Below are 23,646 nucleotides of genomic sequence, written 5' to 3'. Positions count from 1 at the left end.
GCGTAGCACAAGATAGGGCAATGTTGCTGTTTAACATGAAAAGCTTTGCTGTTGTTATGCAAATGTGTGAGTGAGATCGTGCCGCCGGGTCTGACGGCACGGAAGGATTGGTCACTCTTCGAACCGCTGGCGCAGTGAACCACCGGTAATATGGGGAACGGGGCCGAGGTAGCGTATGTCGTCCACGGTCCAGCAGGTGCCTTCCCGCGCCATCAGGATTTCATCCTGCCATAGAACTTCCGGCTTTCCGGTATGGCTGAGATTCACCCGCAGGGCAATATTACGCGCATCGGTATTGGGGATAGTGGATGAGTCGTTCACGCTGGCGCTGGTTGCTCCCGCAGAGCGGCTGCTGAACAAGTCTCCCCGCAGTGGAGTTTTAGGCGATTTCTCTCGGCTGGCTTTCAGTAAATCATCATAAAGCGGCCCGCTGAGCCAGGGACGATATTTAGCCAGCTGTTGCTTATCGGGAACGCCGAAGGAAGGTTGCTCTAGGCGCATATCGTAGAACTGCTGGGCGACCTGGTCCGGCCCGCCGCTAATACAGGGAGCATCACGTGAACCGATATCCTTATAAGCGGGTTCGACAGTGGTACAGGCGCTGAGTAGTATAGTCAGTGGAATAACAGCAGCAAAGACTTGGTATTTCATCTTGATTTCCTTATTGTTCTGCTTGAATGCTTTTACCACCGACGGCATTTGCTCTTCTTCACAGTAAGAGCGTTGTAATTGTTACAAGGAGAGATACATGAAATTTTCCACTACCCCAACGCTGGAAGGGAGCCCGATCGCTGACTATTGTGGCGTTGTTACCTCAGAGGTGATCCTGGGCGTGAACATCTTCCGTGATTTTTTTGCGGGAATACGCGACATCGTGGGTGGTCGAGTGGGCTCTTTTGAGAAAGAGCTGGCTAAAGGACGTAAAATTGCTTTTGAAGACCTGGAAAAACAGGCAAAAGCAATGGGGGCTGATGCCGTGGTTGGCGTCCATATTGGTTATGAGAGCGTCGGTAAGGACAATATGCTGATGATTCTGATTAGCGGCACCGCGGTGAAGCTGAGCCGCCCATGACCCCGCTGTCCTTTATTCGCCCACTGCTGGTACTGCTGGCAATCTATTTGCTGACCTCTGTTACGCCGCAGGGGCTGCATGAACAGAAGGGATATACGGTGGATACCCGCCAGGAGGCCTGGGGCGCACGTCCGCGTATTAAAGTGCTGGTTATCCACTATACCGCAGGTGATTTTTCCCCTTCACTCAATACGCTGACTAACCACTCGGTGAGTGCGCACTATCTGCTGCCAGCATCCCCCCCGAAATATGATGGGCAACCACTGGTCTGGCGGCTGGTGCCGGAATCGATGCTGGCGTGGCATGCGGGAATCAGCTACTGGCAGGGAGCCACGCGGCTTAATGACACCTCGATTGGTATTGAACTGGAAAACCCCGGCTGGCGACGGGTGGGGAAAGAGATGGTTTTTGCTCCGTTTCCCCCTTCACAAATGGCTGCACTGCTGCCGCTGGCTCGCGATATTGTGCAGCGCTACGGCATTCGTCCGCAGGATGTGGTGGCGCACAGCGATATTGCGCCGATGCGTAAGCAGGACCCCGGCCCGATGTTTCCCTGGCAGTGGCTGGCGGAGCAGGGTGTTGGCGCCTGGCCCGATGCTGACCGGGTCGCGTTTTATCTCGGCAACCGCTCACCCGCCCAGCGGGTAGATAAAAGTAAGCTGCTTGGCCTGCTGGCAAGCTACGGTTATGAGGTCACTCCGCAGATGACACCGTACCAGCAGCAGGTGCTGATCGCGGCGTTCCAGATGCACTTTCGCCAGAGCGACTATCGCGGCTTTGCCGATGCGGAAACGGAAGCTATTGCTTCGGCGCTGATTGAAAAATATGGGACGGGTTCGGGTTAATACGGCCGGATACTGGACGGGCTTGTACTGGCCCGTTCAGCGTCCCTCATACCGGCAGCAATATCGCCTGGCCTGGGGTTAATCAATATTGTGCCAAAAATGCCTGCCATGCTTTGACGAGGGTTTGCAGCGCATCGCGATTGACATCCAGATGGGTCACCAGCCGTGTTACAGCCCCCGGGCTGAGCAGAATGCCGCGCTCGCGCATCCACGGCCCCAGCGCGGCAATCTGATCTTCCGGCAGGCGCAGGAACAGCATATTGGTGTCGTGACGGGTAACGTCCACGCCGATTTCACGCAGCGCACCGGCCAGCCAGGCCGCGTTATCATGATCTTCCCGCAGGCGTTCAACGTTGTTTTGCAGCGCATAGCGCCCGGCTGCGGCGAGGATACCCGCCTGGCGCAGGCCGCCGCCGGTCATTTTCCGCCAGCGGCGTGCGCGCTGGATAAATTCCGCACTGCCGCACAGCAGGGAACCGACCGGCGCACCCAGCCCTTTAGACAGGCAGATGGTTAAGGTGTCGCAGTAGCGGCTGATTTCTTCCAGCGGCACGTTCAACGCCACCGCAGCATTAAAGATGCGTGCACCGTCAATATGCAGTGCCAGCCCGCGCTGGCGGGTGAATTCCCACGCCTGTTGCAGATAGCTCAGCGGCAGCACTTTGCCGTTATGGGTATTCTCCAGGCTTAGCAGGCGGGTGATGGCGAAATGCAGGTCGTCTGGTTTAATAAACTGTGCGACCACATCCAGCGGCAGCGTGCCGTCACCGGCGGCTAAAATCGGCTGTGGCTGGATGCTGCCAAGCACTGCAGCTCCACCCGCTTCATATTTGTAGTTATGGGCCAGCTGGCCGACGATGTATTCTTCGCCGCGCTGGCAATGGCAGAGCAACGCCACCAGATTTGCCTGAGTGCCGGTGGGCAGAAACAGCGCCGCCTCTTTGCCGCTGAGCGCTGCGGCTTCCGCCTCCAGCAGATTTACCGTCGGGTCATCACCATAGACATCATCACCGGTTTCAGCGGTCATCATTGCTGCCAGCATTGCCTGGCTCGGGCGTGTTACGGTATCACTACGCAGATCGATCACATTTGCTCTCCTCTACTCATGAAAACGGGCGCCGCAGCGCCCGAAAAAAAGACAATCCTTTTTTACCTCAGCCAGTTAGTTTTTGCCAGTTCGACCACTTCATCGCCACGGCCGTTGATAATCGCCCGCAGCATGTACAGGCTGAATCCTTTGGCCTGTTCCATTTTAATCTCCGGCGGCATTGCCAGTTCTTCTTTGGCGGTCACCACATCCACAAGGGCCGGGCCATCGTGTGCAAATGCCTGTTGCAGTGCATCATCAAGGTCGGAGGCTCGCTCCACACGAATTCCTTTAACGCCGCAGGCTTCGGCGATTGCCGCAAAGTTAGGATTATGCAGTTCGGTGCCGTCGGTCATATAGCCTCCGGCTTTCATTTCCATCGCCACAAAGCCCAGCACGCTGTTATTAAACACCACGATTTTCACCGGCAGTTTGAGCTGGGCCAGCGAAAGAAAATCGCCCATCAGCATGCTGAATCCGCCGTCGCCGCACAGAGCGATAACCTGCCGCTGTGGATCGATGGCCTGCGCGCCCAGCGCCTGCGGCATGGCGTTAGCCATGGAACCGTGGCTGAACGATCCCAGCAGGCGACGCTTGCCATTCATTTTCAGATAGCGGGCAGCCCACACGGTTGGCGTACCGACGTCACAGCTGAATATGGCATCGTCAGCGGCGAACCGACTGACCTGCTGCGCCAGATACTGCGGGTGGATCGCCTGTTTATCGTTGGCGGTGGCCAGATCGTCGAGATCTTTGCGGGTCCTCGCATAGTGCTCCAGGGCTTTGTCCAGGAACCGTCGCTCGCTTTTTACGCTGAGCTGCGGCAGAAGCTCGCTCAGCGTGGCTTTGATATCGCCCACCAGCGCCATATTCACATGGCTGTGGCTGCCAAGGCTGCCTGGATTGATATCAATCTGAATAATCTGTGCTTCAGGCGGATAAAACGCGCGATAGGGGAACTGGCTGCCGAGCACCACCAGCGTATCGGCATTCATCATCGCGTGATATCCCGATGAAAAACCGATCAGTCCGGTCATACCGACATCATAGGGGTTGTCATACTCAATGTGTTCTTTACCGCGCAGGGCGTGAACAACCGGCGCTTTCAGGGTTTCGGCCAGTTTCACCACCTCGGCATGGGCTCCGGCGCAGCCGCTGCCGCACAGCAGGGTAATATTGCTGGCGGCGTTAAGTTTTTCAGCCAGCGCGGAGAGCTGCCCGGCCGTAGGGCGCACCAGCGGCTGCTGCGGCGGGTACCAGTCACCGCTGGCACCCTCCGGAGCGGGCTGAAGGGCGACGTCACCCGGCAGAACCACCACCGAGACGCCCCGGTTGAGTATCGCTTTACGCATTGCAATACCGAGTACCTGCGGCAGCTGTTCGGGATTGGAGACCAGCTCGCAGTAGTGGCTGCATTCGCGGAACAGCTCCTGCGGATGGGTTTCCTGGAAATAGTTGCTGCCGATTTCGCTTGAGGGGATATGTGCGGCAATGGCCAGCACCGGAACATGGTTGCGATGACAGTCAAACAGGCCATTGATCAGATGCAGGTTACCCGGCCCGCAGGAACCGGCACAGACCGCCAGTTCACCGGTAAGATGCGCTTCTGCCCCGGCAGCAAAAGCCGCGACCTCTTCATGGCGGGTGGGCATCCAGCGAATGGTTCCCATCTTATTAAGGCTGTCGCTCAGTCCATTAAGCGAGTCACCGGTCACGCCCCAGATGCGCTTTACTCCTGCACTTTCAAGGGTTTTTGCGACCAGTGCCGCAACAGTTTGCTTCATGCTTTCCTCCTCGTTCAGCACGATCGAATTAAAATACCGTGATTAATTCCTGGCAAAAGCATAGTTGAAGACGAACAGGATCGGGAAAGCGTGTGCAACAAGCTGTTTCACACGCGGTGAGTTAGCCAATAACAATATCGCTGTTTGGCTGGCAACTGCACGCCAGCACGTAACCCTGGGCGATCTCGGCATCGCTGAGCGTCAGCGTGCTGCTGGTTGTGTAGTTACCGCTGGCAACGCGCGTTTTACAGCAGCCGCAAACGCCCGCCCGGCATACGGCGGTGACCGGCAGATGATGGGCTTCCATGGCGGCCAGCAGTGACCAGCCAGCGGGGAACGGTGCCGCAGCAGCGAGCGGCGGGCCGCTGATGGTCAGAGTAGCGCCTGCTTCGGAGGCTGGTTCAACATGCTCAGTAGCGGCAACGGGTGTAAACCGTTCTGTCAGTATTTGCCTGGCACCCAGCGCGGCGGCATCGCTCTCCATCAGATCCATATAGGGCTGAGGTCCGCAGATCATCACCGTGGCGTCAGCAATATCCGGTGCGATTGCGGCAAGGCGATCGCGGTCCAGGCGACCTGCCAGCATGTTCGCTGCGGGCTGATTTTCCGCTACTACGGTCAGTTTCAGCCAGGGCTGCATGGCGGCCAGTTCACCGGCAAAGATCACATCGCTGGCGGAACGCACACTGTAAATCAACCGCACGCTGCATTCCGGCCGATGCTGCCGCAGCCAGCGGCACATTGACATCACCGGCGTGATGCCGCAGCCCGCGGCCAGAAACAGATAGTTTGCGGCCGGATACTTTTCACAGCTGAATTCGCCCTGCGGATCGGACAGCCAGAGGTGATCGCCCGGTTTCAGCTGCTGCGTCAGCCAGCCTGAGCCTTTGCCCTCGGCAATATGGCGTACGGTCAGCGTAATCAGCGCGCTTTGTCCGGGCGTCGAGGAGAGGGTATAGGCGCGGAGTTCATCGCTGCCCGCAATGCTGACCAGTGCATACTGTCCTGCCTGCCAGCGATAAAAATCGTGGTTAATCAGCGCGATGGTCCAGACATCTGGCGTTTCCTGATGCAGGTGATGAACCTGCATCCGCCACTGACACAGGGGATGCATGTCCATGATTTATACCTCTTCGCCCAGCGCGATAGCCATATCCTGTTCGGCAGTGTTGACCGGCATCAGGCCAAACTGTTCGTTGAGGATGGTCAGCAGGTTTTCTGTCAGGAATGCCGGAACGGTTGGGCCGGTGCGCACATTCTTAACCCCCAGCGCCAGCAGCGTCAGCAGCACCACGATGGCCTTCTGCTCAAACCAGGAGAGCATCAGCGACAGCGGCAGATCGTTCACCCCGCAGTTAAGTTTTTCGGCCAGCTTCACCGCCAGCATAATTGCCGAGTAGCTGTCGTTGCACTGGCCGACGTCCAGCAGGCGGGGTAGCCCTTCGATGGTGCCGAAGTCGAGCTTGTTAAAGCGATACTTGCCGCAGCCGAGCGTCATAATCAGCGCGTCTTTCGGGGCTGCCAGCGCCAGTTCGGTGTAATAGCTGCGCTGGTCGCGGCTGCCGTCACAGCCGCCAATCACAAAGACGTGACGCAGTTTTTTACGGCTGACCAGGTCTATAACGCTGTCGCACGCATCCTGTAACACTTTTCGGCCAAATCCGACGGTGATCTCATGGGGAATTTCACTGTAAGGGAATCCGGCCATCGACAGCGCCTGATGGATAACGGCAGTGAAATCATCACCTGTAATGTGGTTCACGCCCGGCCAGCCAACGATGCTGCGGGTCCAGATGCGCTGTTGGTAGTCGCCAACGGAGGGATCGATGATGCAGTTGGAAGTCATGATGACCGGGCCGGGGAAACGGGCAAACTCGGTCTGCTGATTTTGCCAGCCGCTGCCGTAGTTTCCGACCAGATGCGGGTGTTTTTTCAGTTCCGGGTAGCCGTGAGCGGGCAGCATCTCGCCGTGGGTATAGATGTTGATGCCCTTGCCTGCGGTTTGTTCCAGCAGCAGCTGGAGGTCTTTCAAATCGTGGCCGGAAATCAAAATTGCTTTACCGGCAACCGGGCGGACGTTCACCGTCGTAGGCTGCGGGTCGCCGTAAACGCTGGTTTGTGCTTCATCCAGCATGCCCATAATGGTGAAGTTCATCTTGCCGATTTGCATCGCGCAGTCGACCAGTTTCGCGCTGTCGTTCGGCTGGGTGCCGAGCCAGGCCATGATCTGGTGATAATGGGCGTAGACGTCATTGTCGAAACGACCGTGTACGTGAGCATGCTCCATATAGGCCGCTGCGCCTTTCAGACCGTACAGATTCAGCAGGCGTAAGCCGAGGACATCGGGGTGGGTGTTCGCATCCCGCAGGGCAAACTTCGCCGCCTGCTGTTGCAGAACGCTGACGTCGTGGCTTTCCAGCCGCAGATTTGCCAGCGGATGATGCGGTGCCGCGTTTCCGGCCACCAGCTCGCAGCGCTGGCGCAAATCCTCACGCAGGCGAATCGCTTCGAAGGCGTAATCGATAATACGATGGGAATCAAAGTTGACGTTGGTCAGCGTGGAGAAGAAGGCGCGGGGTGAAAAGCTGTCGACCTGGTGATCGATGATGCCCAGACTACGTGCTTCCAGCGCCCACGCCGACAGGCCCTGCAGTACGGCGACCAGCAGATCCTGCAGATCGGACGTTTCCGCCGTTTTACCACACATGCCCTGTGCATAGGCGCAGCCGTCACCGGCTGGCGTACGCATTGTTTGCTCACATTGAATACAAAACATGATCTCATCCTTATAAGATGTATTTTAAATGCACCTTATAAAAGATCGTGCAGCCGATGATTGCAAGCTCCAGCCGGGTTAATCAGGTATCGACTTGATCTGGCTCAAATTCATGCGCAAATGGAAATAATAGTAATCTGCATTACGAGCCTTGACCTGACGCTGTCCGCCGACCATTCTCATTAAAACGGACGAGTTGAGGCGGATATGATTCTGGAACAAATTGACGTCATGGGCTTTCGTGGCCTGAGTCGACTGGTGCTGCCGCTGGAACAGCACAATGTACTGATTGGTGAGAATGCCTGGGGTAAATCCAGCCTGCTGGATGTACTGTCGCTGCTGTTAGCGCCGCAGCAGGAGCTGTATCAGTTTACCCCGCATGATTTCTATTATCCGCCAGGGGAGCAACAAAGCCGCGAGCAACGTCTGTATGCAACCTTTACCTGGCGCGAGGAGCAGGGCGATGTGCAGTCCGATCGCTATCAGCGTTATTCGTCGTTGTGGCGTAAAGGAGACGATCGTCTTCAGCGGATCAGATTACGCTTTGAAGGGCGTTTACAGGCCAACGATCGTGTGACGACGCGACGCCAGTTTATCGATAGTGAAGGGCTGCCGCTGCTGGAAGGCAGCGCCTGCAATGAGCGGGTGAAATTGCTGATACAGCTGCATCCGGTACTGAGGTTACGGGATGCGCGCTTTAGCCGACGTCTGCCGCGTGAAGCGATTGCCGAGGCAGGAGAGCGGCAGTTTGGTGAGCTGGTCAGCCAGATAAGCGATCTGACGCGCGACGTGGTTTCCCGACCGCAAAATCTTACTGACAGCGCGCTCCAGCAGGGGCTGGGCACGCTGCAACAGCTGCTGGAGCACTATTTCTCCTGGCAGCAGTCCGTGGATGATGTGCCGCAAAAGCGGGCACCTCATCATCATCGTGCTTCCCGGCTTGGCTGGCGGCATCTGGCCGAAATCAATCAGATGATTGTGGCCGCCGACAGCCGCAGCCGGCGGCTGATCCTGCTACAGATGTTTGCACAGCTGGTGCAGGTTCGCGGCGTTCAGCAGCTTGCACCGCAGGCGCGGCCGCTGCTGCTGCTGGAAGATCCTGAAACGCGGCTTCATCCTATTATGCTGGCGGTAGCACAGGAGCTGCTTGCGGTGCTGCCGCTGCAGCAGATTGCCACGACCAACTCCGGTGAGCTGCTGGCGCAGGTGCCGGTTGAACATGTTTGCCGTCTGGTGCGCGACAGCGGGCGGGTTGCCGCCTGGCGACTGGGTGAGAGCGGACTGAGCAGTGAAGACGCACGGCGTATTGCCTTCCATATTCGCCTGAACCGGCCCTCGGCGCTGTTTGCCCGCTGCTGGCTGCTGGTGGAGGGCGAAACGGAAGTCTGGGTGATGAATGAGCTGGCGCGGCAGTGCAATTATCATTTTGCCGCTGAAGGGATCAAAGTCATCGAGTTTGCACAGTCGGGGCTGAAACCGCTGCTGAAATTTGCCCGACGCATGGGCATTGAGTGGCACGTGCTGACCGATGGCGACGAAGCCGGGAAAAAATATGCCGCCACGGCGCGCAGTCAGATATCAGCAGAAGAACATGAAGCGAACTATCTGACGCAATTACCCGCACTGGATATGGAGCATTTCCTGTACAGGCAGGGATTCTCGGCGGTATATCATCGTGTAGCGCGTTTACCCGAGGGCGTGCCGATGAACCTGCGGCGGGTTATCGTCAAAGCCATCTCCCATTCGTCAAAGCCTGACCTGGCAATTGCGGTGGCGGAAGAGGCTGCCGTTCGCGGCACTGAGGCGATTCCGCCGCTGTTGCGTAAAATGTTTGCCCGCGTGCAGTGGCTGGCAAGAGGGAAGGCGGACTGAAGGAAAACGGGCGCGGTGGCGGGTTGAAAAGCGACTATTCAGCCCAATATTAATACCGTTGTGCAGTTATCGCATAAAAATGCCAGCATCGCTGGCTGGCATTTTGTCGCAGGGTTGTACAGAATGAGTTAGAAAGGTCAGGCGCTTACCGCGACTGCCGTTTCCACAGGGACGATCAGGCTGGCATGATTGCCTTTTGGCCCCTGATGCACATCAAACTGGACTTGTTGCCCGGCTTTCAGCGTTCTGTATCCATCCATCTGAATCGTTGAGTAGTGCGCGAAGATATCGTCGCCACCCCCTACCGGGCAGATGAAACCGAAGCCTTTGGCGTTATTAAACCATTTAACAGTACCCGTCTCCATGCTTCTACATCCCTCGCAAGACATTCAAAATTGGTGGGGAAATATCAGGCAATGCGCCCGATGGCTGTTTAAAACACATTCAGCCTGTTTGAGTACTGTAGAGAATTAGCAGGGCCGGTCAAGCAAACGAGCGGTGCACTCAGGGACAAAATCATCAAAATTTGAGGTAGTTAACGCTATTGCGAATTTTGTGATGAAGGTCGCGAATGTTACCTTTTGTTCACAATATCAACGATATTGCACAACATTTTGGTCATGTAAAACATAACCTGAATGATGTTAATCTGGCAGAAGTAAGTAATGTTGATCACACTGGATATGTATGGGAAAGACTAACGACTGGCTTAATTTTGAACAGCTTGCGGATGACAAAGTTCGCGAGGAACTTAAGCCGCCCTCCATGTATAAGGTCATTCTGCACAACGATGACTATACGCCTATGGAATTTGTTATTGACGTACTGCAAAAGTTCTTTTCTTATGATGTTGAACGTGCAACGCAACTGATGCTTACGGTGCATTACCAGGGGAAGGCGATCTGTGGCGTATTTACCGCCGAAGTTGCAGAAACCAAAGTGGCACACGTGAACAAGTATGCCAGGGAAAACGAGCATCCGTTGCTATGTACGCTGGAAAAAGCCTGAATAAGGCGATCTATTGGGGGAGGTGCCTATGCTCAATCAAGAACTGGAACTCAGTTTAAATATGGCTTTCGCCAGAGCGCGCGAGCACCGACATGAGTTTATGACCGTCGAGCATTTGTTACTGGCGTTGCTCAGTAACCCGTCGGCCAGAGAGGCACTGGAAGCCTGCAGTGTCGATATCGTGGCGCTCCGTCAGGAGCTTGAAGCGTTTATCGAACAAACCACCCCGGTTCTGCCGGTCAGCGAAGAAGAGCGTGATACACAACCTACGCTCAGCTTCCAGCGCGTACTGCAGCGTGCAGTATTCCATGTCCAGTCATCAGGCCGTAGTGAAGTGGCTGGCGCAAACGTACTGGTCGCTATTTTTAGCGAGCAGGAGTCGCAGGCAGCTTATCTGCTGCGCAAACATGAAGTCAGCCGCCTTGATGTGGTGAACTTTATTTCTCACGGCACGCGTAAAGATGAGCCAGGCCCGTCATCCAGCGCAGAAAATCCGGTTAACGAAGAGCAAGCAGGCGGGGAGGAACGTATGGAAAACTTCACCACCAACCTTAACCAGCTTGCCCGTGTCGGGGGCATCGATCCCCTGATCGGCCGCGATAAAGAGCTGGAGCGCGCCATCCAGGTACTGTGCCGTCGCCGGAAAAATAACCCGCTGCTGGTGGGTGAGTCCGGTGTAGGTAAAACCGCGATTGCCGAAGGTCTGGCATGGCGTATCGTGCAGGGTGATGTGCCGGAAGTCATGAAAGAGTGCACCATCTATTCGCTGGATATCGGTTCACTGCTGGCGGGTACTAAATACCGTGGCGATTTCGAGAAGCGTTTTAAAGCGTTGCTGAAGCAGCTTGAGCAGGACACCAGCAGTATTCTGTTTATCGATGAGATCCACACCATCATTGGTGCAGGTGCGGCTTCCGGTGGCCAGGCTGATGCGGCTAATCTGATCAAACCGCTGCTTTCAAGCGGCAAGATTCGGGTGATGGGCTCAACCACCTATCAGGAATTCAGCAATATCTTTGAGAAGGATCGTGCGCTGGCGCGTCGCTTCCAGAAAATTGATATCACTGAGCCTACGGTTGAAGAAACGGTGCAGATCCTTAACGGGCTGAAGCCGAAGTATGAAGCGCACCACGATGTTCGCTATACGGCGAAAGCCGTGCGTGCAGCCGTGGAGCTGGCGGTGAAGTACATCAACGATCGTCATCTGCCTGATAAGGCGATTGACGTGATTGATGAAGCCGGTGCGCGTGCACGTCTGATGCCAGCCAGCAAACGCAAGAAAACCGTTAACGTGGCGGATATCGAAAGTGTTGTGGCACGCATTGCACGCATTCCGGAAAAAAGCGTTTCTGCCAGCGATCGCGATACGCTGAAAACGCTCGGCGACCGCCTGAAAATGCTGGTGTTCGGTCAGGATAACGCTATCGAAGCGTTGACCGAGGCGATCAAGATGAGCCGCGCGGGTCTGGGTCAGGATCGCAAGCCGGTAGGTTCATTCCTGTTTGCCGGGCCAACCGGTGTCGGTAAAACCGAAGTTACGGTTCAGCTGGCCCGTGCGCTGGGCATTGAACTGTTGCGCTTTGATATGTCCGAGTATATGGAACGCCACACCGTCAGCCGTCTGATCGGTGCGCCTCCGGGCTACGTTGGCTTCGATCAGGGTGGCCTGCTGACCGATGCGGTGATTAAGCATCCGCACGCTGTGGTGCTGCTGGATGAAATCGAGAAGGCCCACCCGGATGTCTTTAACCTGCTGTTGCAGGTGATGGACAACGGCATGCTGACCGATAACAACGGCCGTAAGGCGGACTTCCGTAACGTCGTGCTGGTGATGACCACCAACGCCGGGGTGCGGGAAACCGAACGTAAATCGATCGGCCTGATCCAGCAGGATAACAGCACTGATGCGATGGAAGAGATCAAAAAGATCTTTACGCCGGAGTTCCGTAACCGTCTCGATAACATTATCTGGTTCAAACACCTGGATCGCGTGGTGATCCATCAGGTTGTCGATAAGTTTATCGTTGAGCTGCAGGCACAGCTGGACCCGAAAGGCGTATCGCTGGAAGTCAGCGATGATGCAAGGGAATGGCTGGCGGATAAAGGCTATGACAAAGCGATGGGTGCCCGTCCGATGGCCCGTGCCGTTCAGGAGAACCTGAAAAAACCGCTGGCGAACGAGTTGCTGTTCGGCTCGCTGGTTGACGGCGGTTCGGTATCCGTTGGACTGGACAAAGAGAAGAATCAGCTGACCTATCACTTCCTCAGCGCTGAGAAGCGTAAAGCGGAAGGGACCGTACACTAACGGTTCAGTTCAGTAGATAAAATAAAGGCCGGATAATTATCCGGCCTTTTTAATGGTTGCTGCCAGGCAGAATTCTGCGGGCAGCAACGGAATGGGGCTAATCAGCGACTACGGAAGACAATGCGGCCTTTGCTCAGGTCGTACGGGGTCAGCTCTACAGTGACTTTGTCACCCGTCAGGATGCGGATATAGTTTTTGCGCATTTTACCGGAGATATGAGCGGTAACCACGTGACCGTTTTCCAATTCAACGCGGAACATGGTGTTAGGTAACGTATCAAGTACGGTACCCTGCATTTCAATATTGTCTTCTTTGGCCATCGAATCCTCTAGGTGGACTACCTTAGTTTTGAACCGGCAAGATAATGCCGAATTTCACGTATTAAGTAAAGAATTGCAGATGATTTCATCACCCACATCAACTCCTCTCATGCCATTTAAGCACAGAAAAGTTACGAATAAGTCGTATTGAATAGCGTCTGCGTGGGGGAACAGCGGGCTAAGAATCTGTTTAAATCAGCTTTGTCGCACGATGAAAAACAGTTCTGACAGGTGCGTTGAGATTCCCAGCCTGGGATTCCGCATCACCATCTTGTACCGGTGAAAAGCGGACGACATACCAAACGCCGGGGATTATATCACTTTTATTCGCCGGGTGCTGGAAAACATCAGCGTCAGGGTCTAAAAAAGCCGCTTTGGCCGCCAGCAGTCGGGTAAAAGTGCCTGCCTGGCGTAATTTTCTACGTATTGCAAATAGCTGGCGCGGGATATTTCCCTGGCACCCAGCGAAGCGGTATGAGGATTAAGTATCTGGCAGTCAATTAATTGCCCACCCTGCTGCTGAAACCAGCGGCTGAATATCAGCAGAGCCGTTTTAGACGCATTCTCGCTGCGGCTGAACATCGATTCACCGCAAAAAATCTGCCCCAGCGCCAGGCCGTACATACCGCCGACCAGCTCGTCCCCGAACCAGACTTCAACCGAGTGTGCATAGCCCTGAGAATGTAATAATTGCCAGGCCTGCCTGACCTCCGGGGTAATCCAGGTGCCTTCATCACGTTCGGCTGCACAGCCTGCTACAACGTCGGAAAATCGCTGATTAAGCGTAACGGTGTAGGGGGATTTATGATGAAAACGCTTCATACTGCGGCTGAGGTGAAATTCCCCCGGGAGCAGTACAGCACGCGGGTCAGGTGACCACCAAAGAATCGGATCGCCCGGGGAAAACCAGGGGAAAATACCGTGATGGTAGGCATTAAGCAGGCGGGCGGAGCTGAGATCGCCCCCCATTGCCAACAGTCCGTTAGGTTCCCGCAGCGCCATTTCTGGCGGCGGGAAGTTTAACGAATCGCGTGATAGCTGGATCAAACGCATCGTGATATCCGCAGGTTTTCTGAGCTAAAGACTATAGCGCAAAGCGTTGTAAAAATGTCCAGTAGCGGCCACGATCCGCCACTAATTTCTGATGATCGCCCTGTTCGATGATCCTGCCGCTATCCATCACGCAGATCCGATCAAAGTTTGCCAGGCCACGCAGGCGATGCGTTACCATGATCAGGGTTTTACCCTTCGACACTTTACGTAGCAGTGACAGTATTTGCTGCTCGGTCTCGGCATCCAGCCCCTCGGTCGGTTCATCCAGGAGCAGAAGGTCACCGTTGTGCAGCAGCGCCCGGGCAAGACCAAGACGCCGCAGCTCACCGCCTGACAGCTGGCGACCGCCTTCACCCAGCCATGCATTTAGCCCCTGTTCATTATCCAGGAGCTTATCCAGCCCGACCTGATGCAGAGCGGTGCTGAGTTCTTCATCGCTGGCATTCGGTGCAGCAAGCAGCAGGTTGTCGCGCAGCGTACTGGTAAACAGATGAACGCGCTGAGTCACCACGCTGGTGCGGCTCCGCAAGTCGGCCTCACTCCAGTTAGTGAGTGGGATACCATTCAGCACGATCTCACCCTGTTGCGGGTCCCATGCGCGGGTTAACAGCTGCAGCAGCGTGGATTTTCCGCAGCCGGTTCGGCCCAGCAGTGCGATGTGCTCACCGGATGCAATATCCAGAGAAACGCTGTCCAGCGCCAGCGGATCGCTACTGGCATAGCGGAAACTGACGTCACGCAGCGTTACCGCTGCGCCGCCTGCGTTCTGCGGTGACGTTGCCGTAAAGGTTACCGCCGGTTCTTGCTCGATGATTTGCGTTACCCGCTGTGCTGAGGCAATAACATGCCCCAGATGCTGGAAAGCGGTGCCCACCGGCCCCAGTGCTTCAAAAGCGGCCAGCGCACAGAATACAAACAGTGCAATATACGCGCCGGGATGAGGATCGCCGCCGATGCCTGCGGCACTCAGCCACAGCATCAGGGTGACGGCAATGCCTCCCATCAGCATCACCAGCGCCTGCGACAGCCCGGTCAGACTGGCCTGGCGAAGCTGCACATTCAGCCACTGTTGTTCCGTACCGTCCAGCGCGTTGCGGAACTGAGCGGCGGCACCATACAGTCTCAGCTCGGCCTGCCCATGTAACCAGCGTGTGAGGCCGCTGCGATACTGCCCGCGTAAACGGGTGAGGTCTTGCCCAACGGGCAATCCGGCACGATAAAATACCGGGGGAAGCAGCAGCAGGGTTAACAGCATCAGTGCGGCGAGTGTCAGCGCCAGGCCGACGTCGAGCCAGCTCAGACCAACTGTTACCACGGCAACCACCACCAGCGCGCCGACCAGCGGCGAAATGACCCGCAGGTAAAGGTGGTCCAGAGTATCCACATCGGCGACCAGACGGTTAAGCAACTCACCCTGACGGAAGCGGGCAATACCGGCAGGGGAGAGCGGTAGCAGTTTGCTGAAGGTAAACACCCGAAGATGTTGCAGTACGCGGAAGGTGCCGTCGTGGCTAACCAGGCGCTCGACGTAACGTGCAACGGTACGGCTAATGGCGGCACCCCGCACGCCCGCCGCCGGTAACATGTAGTTAAAGCTGTAGATACCCGCTACGCCCGCCAGCGAGGTTGCCGCAAGGAACCAGCCTGACAACGTCAGTAAGCCGATGCTGGCTAACAGCGTGACTGCGGCCAGCAGCATGCCAAACAACAGCCGCCAGATGTGGCGACGATAAAGCTTCAGAAAGGGCAGCAGAGTTTTCATTCCAACGATCCTCCTCGCTGTGCCAGTAGTTCAGCAAACGGTCCCGGGGTATCAGCCAGCATTGCCCAGTCTCCCTGTTGCACAAGAGTACCGTTGCGCATCAGCCAGATTTCGTCCCACTGCGCCAGGCGGTCCAACTGGTGGGTGATCAGCAGGGTGCTCTGGTCATGAGAAGCCTGCAACAGTGCATGATTCACATGCTGCTCGCTTTGCGCATCCAGACTGGCATCGGGTTCATCCAGCAGCATCAGACGGCAGGGTTTCATCAGCGCACGCGCAACGGCAACGCGCTGCGCCTGCCCTACAGACAGGCGCGCGGCTTGATCGCCCGTCTCACTGTCCAGACCCGCAGGAAGCCGGGGGAGAAATTCATTAACACCGGCCAGCTCCAGAACCTGCTGTAAGCGCGTTTCGTCGTGGTTGCCGCTCAGCTGAATATTTTCACGCAGCGTGTTCGCCGGGAGATGAGGGTTTTGCCCGACCCAGGCCAGCTGCGCCTGCCAGTGGCCCTGATCGATATCGCGTAGCTCCGTATCGTTCACCAACAGCGAACCCGTATAGGGCAGATAACCGAGAAGGGCATTCATCAGCGAGGTTTTACCCGCTCCGCTTTGCCCCACGACCGCGATCCGCTGTCCCGGTTGCAATTCGAAGTTCAGCGGGCCGGCCAGCACCGTGCCATCGGTGGTGGTCACGGTCATATCGCGCGCAATCAGGCTAAATCCGGCGCTGAGGTCTGGTTTCAGTTCCCCGCGCTTAATGGCAGCATCTTCACTCTCTTCCAGGAAGGTTTGTAGTGCATCGGCACCGCCGACAGCCTGGGCTTTGGCGTGATAGAAAGCGCCCAGATCGCGCAGCGGCTGGTAAAATTCCGGAGCCAGAATCAGCACCAGGAAGCCTGCAAACAGCGTGACCGGGCCGCTGTAGTGGCCGAAGTCGAACACGCCGAGGTAGGAGAAGCCGAAATAGACGGCGATCAGCGCGATAGAAATAGAAGCAAAGAATTCCAGCACTGCCGAGGAAAGAAAGGCCATGCGCAATACTTCCATCGTGCGCTGGCGGAACTGCTCGGAGGCATCTCGAATTGTTTCGGTTTCAGCTTTGGCGCGATTAAACAAACGCAGCGTTTCCAGCCCGCGCAGGCGATCGAGAAACTGACCGCTCAGGCGGCCCAGCGCGAGGAAATTACGGCGGTTTGCATCTGCCGCGCCCATCCCGACCATCGCCATAAACAACGGAATGAGAGGAGCCGTCGCCAGCAGGATAAGCGATGCTGCCCAGTTAACCGGGAACAGCAGGATGAGCACCATGCAGGGGATCACACCGGCCAGCATCATCTGTGGCAGATAGCGTGCGTAGTAATCCTGCATCTCTTCAATCTGTTCCAGCAGCAGGGTGGCCCAGCTTCCGGCTGGTTTGCCCTGAATCCACGCCGGACCCAGTTCGGTCAGTCGATCCAGTACGCGCTTGCGCAGTGCCAGACGGATCCCCTGTCCGGCTTTAAAACCCGCCTTTTCCCGCAGCCATGCCAGCAGTGCGCGTGCAGCGAAACAGGCCAGTAACAGGATAAAATCAACCCGCTGCGTTTCGCGAGGGAGGTGATCGATGATCAGCGCCTGCAGCAGCGAGGCCAGGAACCATGCCTGAGCCAGTATAAGCAGCGCGCTCAGCGTACCGAGCAGGGATGAGAGCCGCAGCCAGCGATGGCCGTGAACGCTCTGACTTTTCAGCCAGCGGGTGAGTTGTTGTTGTCGAGTTTTATTCATGTTTTGCCGAGTTGCCCTGACGTAAACAGTAGTGAGGCGGAAGCCCCCAGGAAGATCGGTGTCAAGCGCGGCAATGTTACAATGCGGAGGGTAAAAAGGCGACAATTGCTCGTCGCCTTAAGCAAGATAAGCTCAGAGTTTTAACAACTTACTGATTATTTTTAACCAAACCGTCCAGATAACGCTCTGCATCAAGCGCAGCCATACAGCCGGTGCCCGCAGAAGTAATCGCCTGACGATAAATATGGTCCATCACGTCACCGGCAGCGAATACGCCGGGAATGCTGGTTTGCGTGGCGTTACCGTGGATACCGGACTGTACTTTGATATAGCCGTTTTCCAGCTCAAGCTGACCGTTGAAAATGCCGGTGTTCGGGCTGTGGCCGATAGCAACAAACAGGCCCGCCACTTCCAGAGTTTCGGTTTGCGTTTCATCATGAGTTGAACGCAGGCGCAGGGAGCTGACGCCCATCTGATCGCCGAGCACTTCATCCAGCGTGCGGTCGGTGTGCAGCACAATGTTGCCGTTCTTCACTTTTTCCATCAGCCGGTCAATCAGGATCTTTTCCGCGCGGAAGCTGTCACGACGGTGGATCAGATGTACCTCAGCGGCGATGTTTGCCAGGTAAAGCGCTTCTTCAACGGCGGTATTACCGCCGCCGATAACGGCGACTTTCTGATTGCGATAGAAAAAGCCGTCGCAGGTTGCGCAGGCAGAAACGCCACGGCCCTTAAACTCATCTTCAGAAGGCAGGCCCAGATAACGCGCGGAGGCACCGGTAGCGATAATCAATGCGTCAGCGGTGTATTCGCCTTCATCACCGGTAAGACGGAACGGACGATTCTGCAGATCAACGCTGTGGATATGGTCGAAAATGATCTCGGTGTTAAATTTCACCGCATGTTCGTGCATGCGTTCCATCAGCAGCGGGCCGGTCAGCTCGTTAGCGTCTCCCGGCCAGTTTTCAACGTCGGTCGTAGTAGTGAGCTGACCGCCTTTTTCCAGACCGGTAATCAGCACCGGATTCAGGTTGGCCCTGGCCGCATAAACGGCGGCAGTGTAACCAGCCGGACCCGAACCAAGAATCAGTAACTTACTGTGTTTAGCCGTACCCATGAGATCCTCATTAATTAACTGACGAGCATGATTGCGGATTGTAGGGAATTTAGCGGGGCAAAAAAAGCATTCTGCGATTTTGTTAACGATTAATGAAAAAGGCTAAACCAATCATCCTTATCTGAAGAGGGAAATCTGGGTGAAAATTCAGCGGTTGTTATCTTGTCATGGCACAAAGGGAGAAAAATTGTCATTGAAAAACAGAGAGCCAGCCTCTTATCTGGAATGTTGTACTGGTTTTGATTGTTTTACTTTGACAATCGGCTGCTGTTTTGCGAAAACATTATTGGAAGCGGAGAATATTTAAGAGAGCGCAGCGGCGTTTTTGCCTGTTTTGTGTTCATCGTCAAATAAACTCAGTCTGTCATTTGGAATGACGCATGGTGTGGACAGACAACATGCGTCATGCAGATGAGGCGTGCAATATCGCAGCAGGCTCTATGTCTTCACTTAGAACGACTCTGTAAACGACTCAGCGTGCAGGGTAGGCAGGTAAAGGGAAGGATTTAAGAGAGACAATAATAATGGTAGACAATAAAAAACGACCGGGTAAAGACCTTGACAGAATCGACCGCAACATCCTGAATGAATTACAGAAGGATGGGCGTATTTCTAACGTTGAACTATCCAAACGCGTGGGACTATCCCCAACGCCGTGTCTGGAGCGTGTGCGTCGCCTGGAACGCCAGGGCTTCATTCTTGGCTATACCGCGCAGCTGAATCCACACTATCTTGACGCTTCTCTGCTGGTTTTCGTTGAGATTACTCTGAATCGTGGCGCGCCAGACGTGTTTGAACAATTTAACGCCGCCGTGCAAAAACTTGAGGAAACTCAAGAGTGTCACCTCGTTTCCGGTGATTTCGACTATCTGTTGAAAACGCGCGTACCTGACATGTCCGCCTATCGCAAATTACTCGGCGAAACGCTGCTGCGCCTGCCGGGAGTGAACGATACGCGTACCTATGTAGTCATGGAAGAAGTGAAACAAAGTAACCGTTTAGTGATTAAGACCCGGTAACACAGGACAGGTGCAAAACCTGGTAGGTTTCGATACACTCCTGTGAATTCATACAGGTTCAGCGTCGGGTTAACCCCGACGCTGTTGCCTTCATAGTTTACAGGCACCTGGAGAGTACTCTTGAGCCAGGAATATACAGAAGATAAAGAAGTTTCGTTACAACCGCTAAGCAGTGGACGCCGTCTGCTGGAAGCGTTACTGATTATTGTTGCTCTTTTCGCCATCTATCTCATGGTTGCGCTGTTGAGCTTCAATGCATCCGATCCAAGCTGGTCGCAAACTGCCTGGCACGAGCCTATCCATAACCTCGGTGGTGGAGTGGGTGCGTGGCTTGCCGATACGCTGTTTTTCATCTTTGGCGTGATGGCATATGCAATTCCTCCCGTTATTTTAGGCCTGTGTTGGATCACCTTCCGTCAGCGTAGCTCCCAGGAATACATCGACTATTTTGCCGTTGCTTTACGGCTTATCGGCGTACTTGCGCTGGTGGTGACCTCCTGTGGCCTGGCTGCGCTAAATGCTGATGATATGGGGTACTTCGCTTCCGGTGGCGTGATTGGCAGTCTGTTAAGCAATGCCATGGCTCCGTGGGTGAACGGCCCGGCCGGAACTTTAATCCTGCTTTGCGTCTGGGCGGCAGGCCTTACGCTGTATACCGGCTGGTCCTGGTTGACCATCGCTGAGAAAATTGGCGCGGTGGTGATGGGCGTGTTGACGTTTGCCAGTAATCGCTCCCGTGCGGATGAAAAGTGGCAGGAAGACGATGATTACGAGGAAGAGGATGCACCGGTCATCTCTCCACGGGCAACGCGTAAAGACGAGGGTGACGACGTTCTGTTGGCAAAACACGCTTTGCCGGATGCTGAGGACGACGAACACGATCCGCTGTTGGCTAAACCGCTGAAGGCAGCATCAGACGAATCCGCAGCACCTGCGGTTTCGGTGGCGGAAGTGGTTTCCGCAGGTCAGGCTGCGGCAGTCAGCGCTGTTGCATCGACGAACGCCTATGCTGCAGAAGCGACGAATACCGATGCTTTGCAGCATACCCCTTCGGCGCACCATGAACCTGTTGTCGCGCAGCCGCAGGCATCTGCTCTGTCGCAGCCGACTTCGCCTCCAGCACAGTCCGCTACACAACAGACTGCTCAACCGCCGGTCTATCGCTTCGAAGTTCCGCAGGAAGTGCAGACCCCGCCGCCGGTTGCACCGTCTTATCAGGATGAGGATGACGGCCCACAAATGGGGAACTGGCGTGAAGCTTCTTCCTCACCGTTTGAATTCTCACCGCAGTCGACCTCACATGCTGCTGCGACGATAGCGACAGCGGCAGGTGCCGGCGCTGCCGTTGTGCAGGCCTCAGATAACGCGATGCCGTTTATGCCTGGCTTCAGTGCGACCAGCGATGATGACGATAATCCGCAGGTGAAGCAGGGGATTGGCCCTGAACTGCCACGACCGAAACCGGTTAAACTCCCGACGCGGCGTGAACTGGCTTCCTATGGCATTAAGCTGCCTTCGCAGCGGATGGCCGAAGAAAAAGCCAGAGAAGAAGAACTGCGTCAGCAGCAGGAACAGCAGCAGGCCGCAGCCCGTTATGCTGTGCCACAACTGAGTGATGAACAGGATAACGAAGCCGAAGAGGCAAGCCTGCGCGCAGCATTCCTTGCTCAGCAGCAACAGCGCTATGGTGAAGCTCTTTCTCCTGAGGAAGAGGATCTGGTGCAGCAGGCCGCGCTGGCCAGCCAGTTTGCTGCACAGCAGCAACAGCGTTACGCGGCTGAAAGCGCACCGACGGCGCCGGCTGCGTCGTCCGCACCGTCTGCATCAGAACCAGCAGCTCCAACGTTTACTCTGGATACCTCTTCTGCATTCGATTTCTCACCAATGGACGATCTGGTGGATGACGGTCCTGCCGAGCCTCTGTTTATGCCATCGGCAGTCACAGAACCAGAGCACGTTGCGCCTCAGTGGCAACAACCGCCGGTAAGTACATATCAACAACCGCAGTCTTCAGTCAGCGCTCAGCAGCCTCAGGCTTTGGTTACTGCGCCACAGCAACAGTGGCGTGAAGAACCTGCTTCCCAGTGGCAGAAAGCGGAGCCAGAATCGCAGCGGCAGCCGGAGCCAGATAGCTGGCAGCCAGCACGGGAGCAAGCGGCCGATCCGGCACCCGCTTCAGCCTGGCGACCTGTGCCAGCCGCGCAGGCCGTTCAGCCACCGGCAACCGTTGAGCCTGTCGCAGCCGAACCGGATATGGACAGCCTGATCCATCCGTTCCTGGTTCGTCACGAGCAGCCGACATATAAGCCGACGACACCACTGCCTAGCCTCGATCTGTTAACCTCTCCGCCAACGGAAACCGAGCCGGTCGATCACTTTGCGCTTGAGCAGACCTCGCGTTTGATCGAAGCACGACTGGCCGATTATCGCGTTAAAGCGGAAGTCGTGGGTAACTCGCCAGGACCGGTAATCACGCGCTTTGAGCTGGATCTGGCACCTGGCGTGAAAGCGGCGCGAATTTCTAACCTTTCCCGCGATCTGGCCCGTTCCCTTTCTGCAGTCGCCGTGCGCGTGGTGGAAGTGATCCCGGGGCGGCCTTACGTTGGCCTGGAGTTGCCTAACCAGAAACGCCAGACGGTTTATCTGCGAGAAGTGCTGAACTGCCCGGCATTCCTGGACAACCCGTCGCCGCTGTCTATCGTTCTCGGTAAGGATATTTCCGGCGAGCCGGTGGTGGCCGATCTGGGTAAAATGCCTCACCTGCTGGTTGCCGGTACAACCGGTTCCGGTAAGTCTGTGGGCGTTAACGCGATGATCCTCAGCATCCTGTATAAAGCCACGCCGAAAGAAGTGCGCTTTATCATGATCGACCCGAAAATGCTTGAACTGTCGGTCTACGAAGGTATCCCGCATCTGCTAACCGATGTGGTTACGGATATGAAAGATGCGGCAAATGCCCTGCGCTGGTGTGTGGTTGAGATGGAACGTCGTTACAAGCTGATGTCGGCGCTGGGCGTGCGTAACATTGCTGGCTACAACGAAAAAGTCGATTTGGCAGAAGAGATGGGGCGCCCGATTCCCGATCCGTTCTGGAAGCCAACCGACAGTATGGACATGACGCCACCGGTGCTGGAGAAAGAGCCTTACATCGTGGTGATGGTCGATGAATTTGCCGACCTGATTATGACCGTAGGTAAAAAGGTGGAGGAGTTGATCGCTCGCCTGGCGCAGAAAGCCCGTGCCGCCGGTATTCACCTGGTACTGGCGACTCAGCGTCCCTCGGTGGATGTGATCACCGGTCTGATCAAGGCGAATATTCCAACCCGTATCGCCTTTACCGTATCGAGTAAAATTGACTCGCGCACGATCCTCGATCAGGGCGGCGCGGAGTCGTTGCTGGGTATGGGCGATATGCTTTATCTGGCCCCGAACTCATCAATCCCTGTCCGTGTGCACGGTGCTTTTGTTCGCGATCAGGAAGTTCACGCGGTGGTGAAAGACTGGAAAGCGCGCGAGCGGCCAAAATATAAAGAAGGTATTCTCAGCGGCGGCGATGATGGTGAATCCGCAGGCGGCGGCATGGAAGGGGATGAAGAACTCGACCAGCTGTTTGACCAGGCCGTTGCCTTCGTGGTGGATAAGCGCCGCGCCTCAATTTCCGGGGTGCAGCGTCAGTTCCGTATCGGCTATAACCGCGCCGCGCGCATCATCGAACAGATGGAAGCGCAGGGCATTGTGTCATCGCCAGGTCACAACGGGAACCGTGAAGTACTGGCACCGCCACCGCATGAAATGTGATGGTTGTTTAGTTAATCAATGCTTTATTTTGAGCGTGATATCAAAGCGTTATTAAGGATGCC

At 55.8% G+C, this 23,646-nt stretch carries 18 protein-coding genes; 7 read left to right on the top strand and 11 right to left on the bottom strand.

Annotated features, from left to right (window positions below):
* Positions 1 to 111 precede the first annotated feature (111 nt).
* Entirely contained in the window at positions 112 to 651 is a 540-nt protein-coding gene (locus tag IBT47_RS16350) for a lipoprotein (protein ID WP_105593559.1), read from the bottom strand.
* 97 nt (positions 652 to 748) lie between these two features.
* On the opposite strand from IBT47_RS16350, the gene IBT47_RS16345 reads away from it, so the two are divergent.
* Positions 749 to 1,072 carry a heavy metal-binding domain-containing protein gene (locus IBT47_RS16345; RefSeq protein WP_200561476.1) on the top strand — a complete coding sequence of 108 codons (324 nt, stop codon included), beginning with the start codon at positions 749 to 751 and terminating at the stop codon, positions 1,070 to 1,072.
* On the top strand, positions 1,069 to 1,917 hold the full coding sequence (locus IBT47_RS16340; RefSeq protein WP_105593468.1) for an N-acetylmuramoyl-L-alanine amidase: 849 nt from the start codon (positions 1,069 to 1,071) through the stop codon (positions 1,915 to 1,917). The genes IBT47_RS16345 and IBT47_RS16340 overlap by 4 nt, the downstream gene beginning before the upstream one ends.
* 82 nt (positions 1,918 to 1,999) lie before the next feature.
* On the opposite strand, the gene ltaE is transcribed toward IBT47_RS16340, so the two are convergent.
* From ltaE to hcp, 4 genes are all read right to left on the bottom strand, one after another.
* Positions 2,000 to 3,004: a low-specificity L-threonine aldolase gene (gene ltaE, locus IBT47_RS16335; protein ID WP_200545760.1), complete on the bottom strand. Its 1,005-nt coding sequence runs from the start codon at positions 3,002 to 3,004 to the stop codon at positions 2,000 to 2,002.
* 62 nt (positions 3,005 to 3,066) lie between these two features.
* Complete coding sequence (gene poxB / locus IBT47_RS16330) at positions 3,067 to 4,788, bottom strand: ubiquinone-dependent pyruvate dehydrogenase (protein ID WP_200561473.1); 1,722 nt, start codon at positions 4,786 to 4,788, stop codon at positions 3,067 to 3,069.
* Between the two features lie 121 nt (positions 4,789 to 4,909).
* Positions 4,910 to 5,908 (bottom strand): NADH oxidoreductase, encoded by a 999-nt coding sequence (gene hcr / locus IBT47_RS16325; protein ID WP_200561471.1) that lies wholly within the window; start codon positions 5,906 to 5,908, stop codon positions 4,910 to 4,912.
* A 3-nt stretch (positions 5,909 to 5,911) separates the two neighbouring features.
* The gene (gene hcp / locus IBT47_RS16320; protein ID WP_200561469.1) at positions 5,912 to 7,564 is read right to left on the bottom strand and encodes a hydroxylamine reductase; all 1,653 of its coding nucleotides are present in this window, start codon (positions 7,562 to 7,564) and stop codon (positions 5,912 to 5,914) included.
* Between the two features lie 207 nt (positions 7,565 to 7,771).
* Between hcp and IBT47_RS16315 the strand changes: the two genes are divergently transcribed.
* Positions 7,772 to 9,436: an ATP-dependent endonuclease gene (locus IBT47_RS16315; protein ID WP_200561467.1), complete on the top strand. Its 1,665-nt coding sequence runs from the start codon at positions 7,772 to 7,774 to the stop codon at positions 9,434 to 9,436.
* A gap of 137 nt (positions 9,437 to 9,573) precedes the next feature.
* Here the strand turns inward: IBT47_RS16315 and cspD are convergent, their stop codons facing one another.
* The gene (gene cspD, locus IBT47_RS16310) at positions 9,574 to 9,801 is read right to left on the bottom strand and encodes a cold shock-like protein CspD (protein WP_105593464.1); all 228 of its coding nucleotides are present in this window, start codon (positions 9,799 to 9,801) and stop codon (positions 9,574 to 9,576) included.
* Positions 9,802 to 10,123: 322 nt separating this feature from the next.
* Between cspD and clpS the strand changes: the two genes are divergently transcribed.
* Both clpS and clpA read left to right on the top strand, forming a co-directional pair.
* A complete protein-coding gene (gene clpS, locus IBT47_RS16305) occupies positions 10,124 to 10,444 on the top strand; it encodes an ATP-dependent Clp protease adapter ClpS (RefSeq protein WP_105593463.1) in 321 nt (106 codons plus the stop codon).
* A gap of 28 nt (positions 10,445 to 10,472) precedes the next feature.
* Positions 10,473 to 12,749: an ATP-dependent Clp protease ATP-binding subunit ClpA gene (clpA, locus tag IBT47_RS16300; protein ID WP_200561465.1), complete on the top strand. Its 2,277-nt coding sequence runs from the start codon at positions 10,473 to 10,475 to the stop codon at positions 12,747 to 12,749.
* Between the two features lie 101 nt (positions 12,750 to 12,850).
* On the opposite strand, the gene infA is transcribed toward clpA, so the two are convergent.
* The 5 genes from infA to trxB all read right to left on the bottom strand — a co-directional run bounded on the left by infA (position 12,851) and on the right by trxB (position 18,767).
* The gene (gene infA / locus IBT47_RS16295; protein ID WP_002211347.1) at positions 12,851 to 13,069 is read right to left on the bottom strand and encodes a translation initiation factor IF-1; all 219 of its coding nucleotides are present in this window, start codon (positions 13,067 to 13,069) and stop codon (positions 12,851 to 12,853) included.
* A 360-nt stretch (positions 13,070 to 13,429) separates the two neighbouring features.
* Positions 13,430 to 14,122, bottom strand: coding sequence for a leucyl/phenylalanyl-tRNA--protein transferase (aat, locus tag IBT47_RS16290; protein WP_200561463.1), 693 nt, complete (start codon positions 14,120 to 14,122; stop codon positions 13,430 to 13,432).
* Between the two features lie 31 nt (positions 14,123 to 14,153).
* Positions 14,154 to 15,884, bottom strand: a complete 1,731-nt coding sequence (gene cydC / locus IBT47_RS16285; RefSeq protein WP_200561462.1) for a cysteine/glutathione ABC transporter ATP-binding protein/permease CydC — start codon at positions 15,882 to 15,884, stop codon at positions 14,154 to 14,156.
* Positions 15,881 to 17,650: a cysteine/glutathione ABC transporter permease/ATP-binding protein CydD gene (gene cydD / locus IBT47_RS16280; RefSeq protein ID WP_200561460.1), complete on the bottom strand. Its 1,770-nt coding sequence runs from the start codon at positions 17,648 to 17,650 to the stop codon at positions 15,881 to 15,883. Before cydD ends, cydC begins: the two co-directional genes overlap by 4 nt.
* A 148-nt stretch (positions 17,651 to 17,798) precedes the next feature.
* A complete protein-coding gene (gene trxB, locus IBT47_RS16275; RefSeq protein WP_200561458.1) occupies positions 17,799 to 18,767 on the bottom strand; it encodes a thioredoxin-disulfide reductase in 969 nt (322 codons plus the stop codon).
* Positions 18,768 to 19,291: 524 nt separating this feature from the next.
* Between trxB and lrp the strand changes: the two genes are divergently transcribed.
* Both lrp and IBT47_RS16265 read left to right on the top strand, forming a co-directional pair.
* A complete protein-coding gene (gene lrp / locus IBT47_RS16270) occupies positions 19,292 to 19,786 on the top strand; it encodes a leucine-responsive transcriptional regulator Lrp (RefSeq protein WP_006118610.1) in 495 nt (164 codons plus the stop codon).
* 120 nt (positions 19,787 to 19,906) lie between these two features.
* Positions 19,907 to 23,584: a DNA translocase FtsK 4TM domain-containing protein gene (locus tag IBT47_RS16265; protein WP_200561456.1), complete on the top strand. Its 3,678-nt coding sequence runs from the start codon at positions 19,907 to 19,909 to the stop codon at positions 23,582 to 23,584.
* Positions 23,585 to 23,646: the final 62 nt, after the last annotated feature.

Source organism: Erwinia sp. S43, assembly GCF_016624745.1.
GTDB lineage: Bacteria > Pseudomonadota > Gammaproteobacteria > Enterobacterales > Enterobacteriaceae > Erwinia > Erwinia coffeiphila.
Note: the sequence above shows the minus strand (reverse complement) of the source record. Positions and strands in the feature narration are given on the sequence as shown.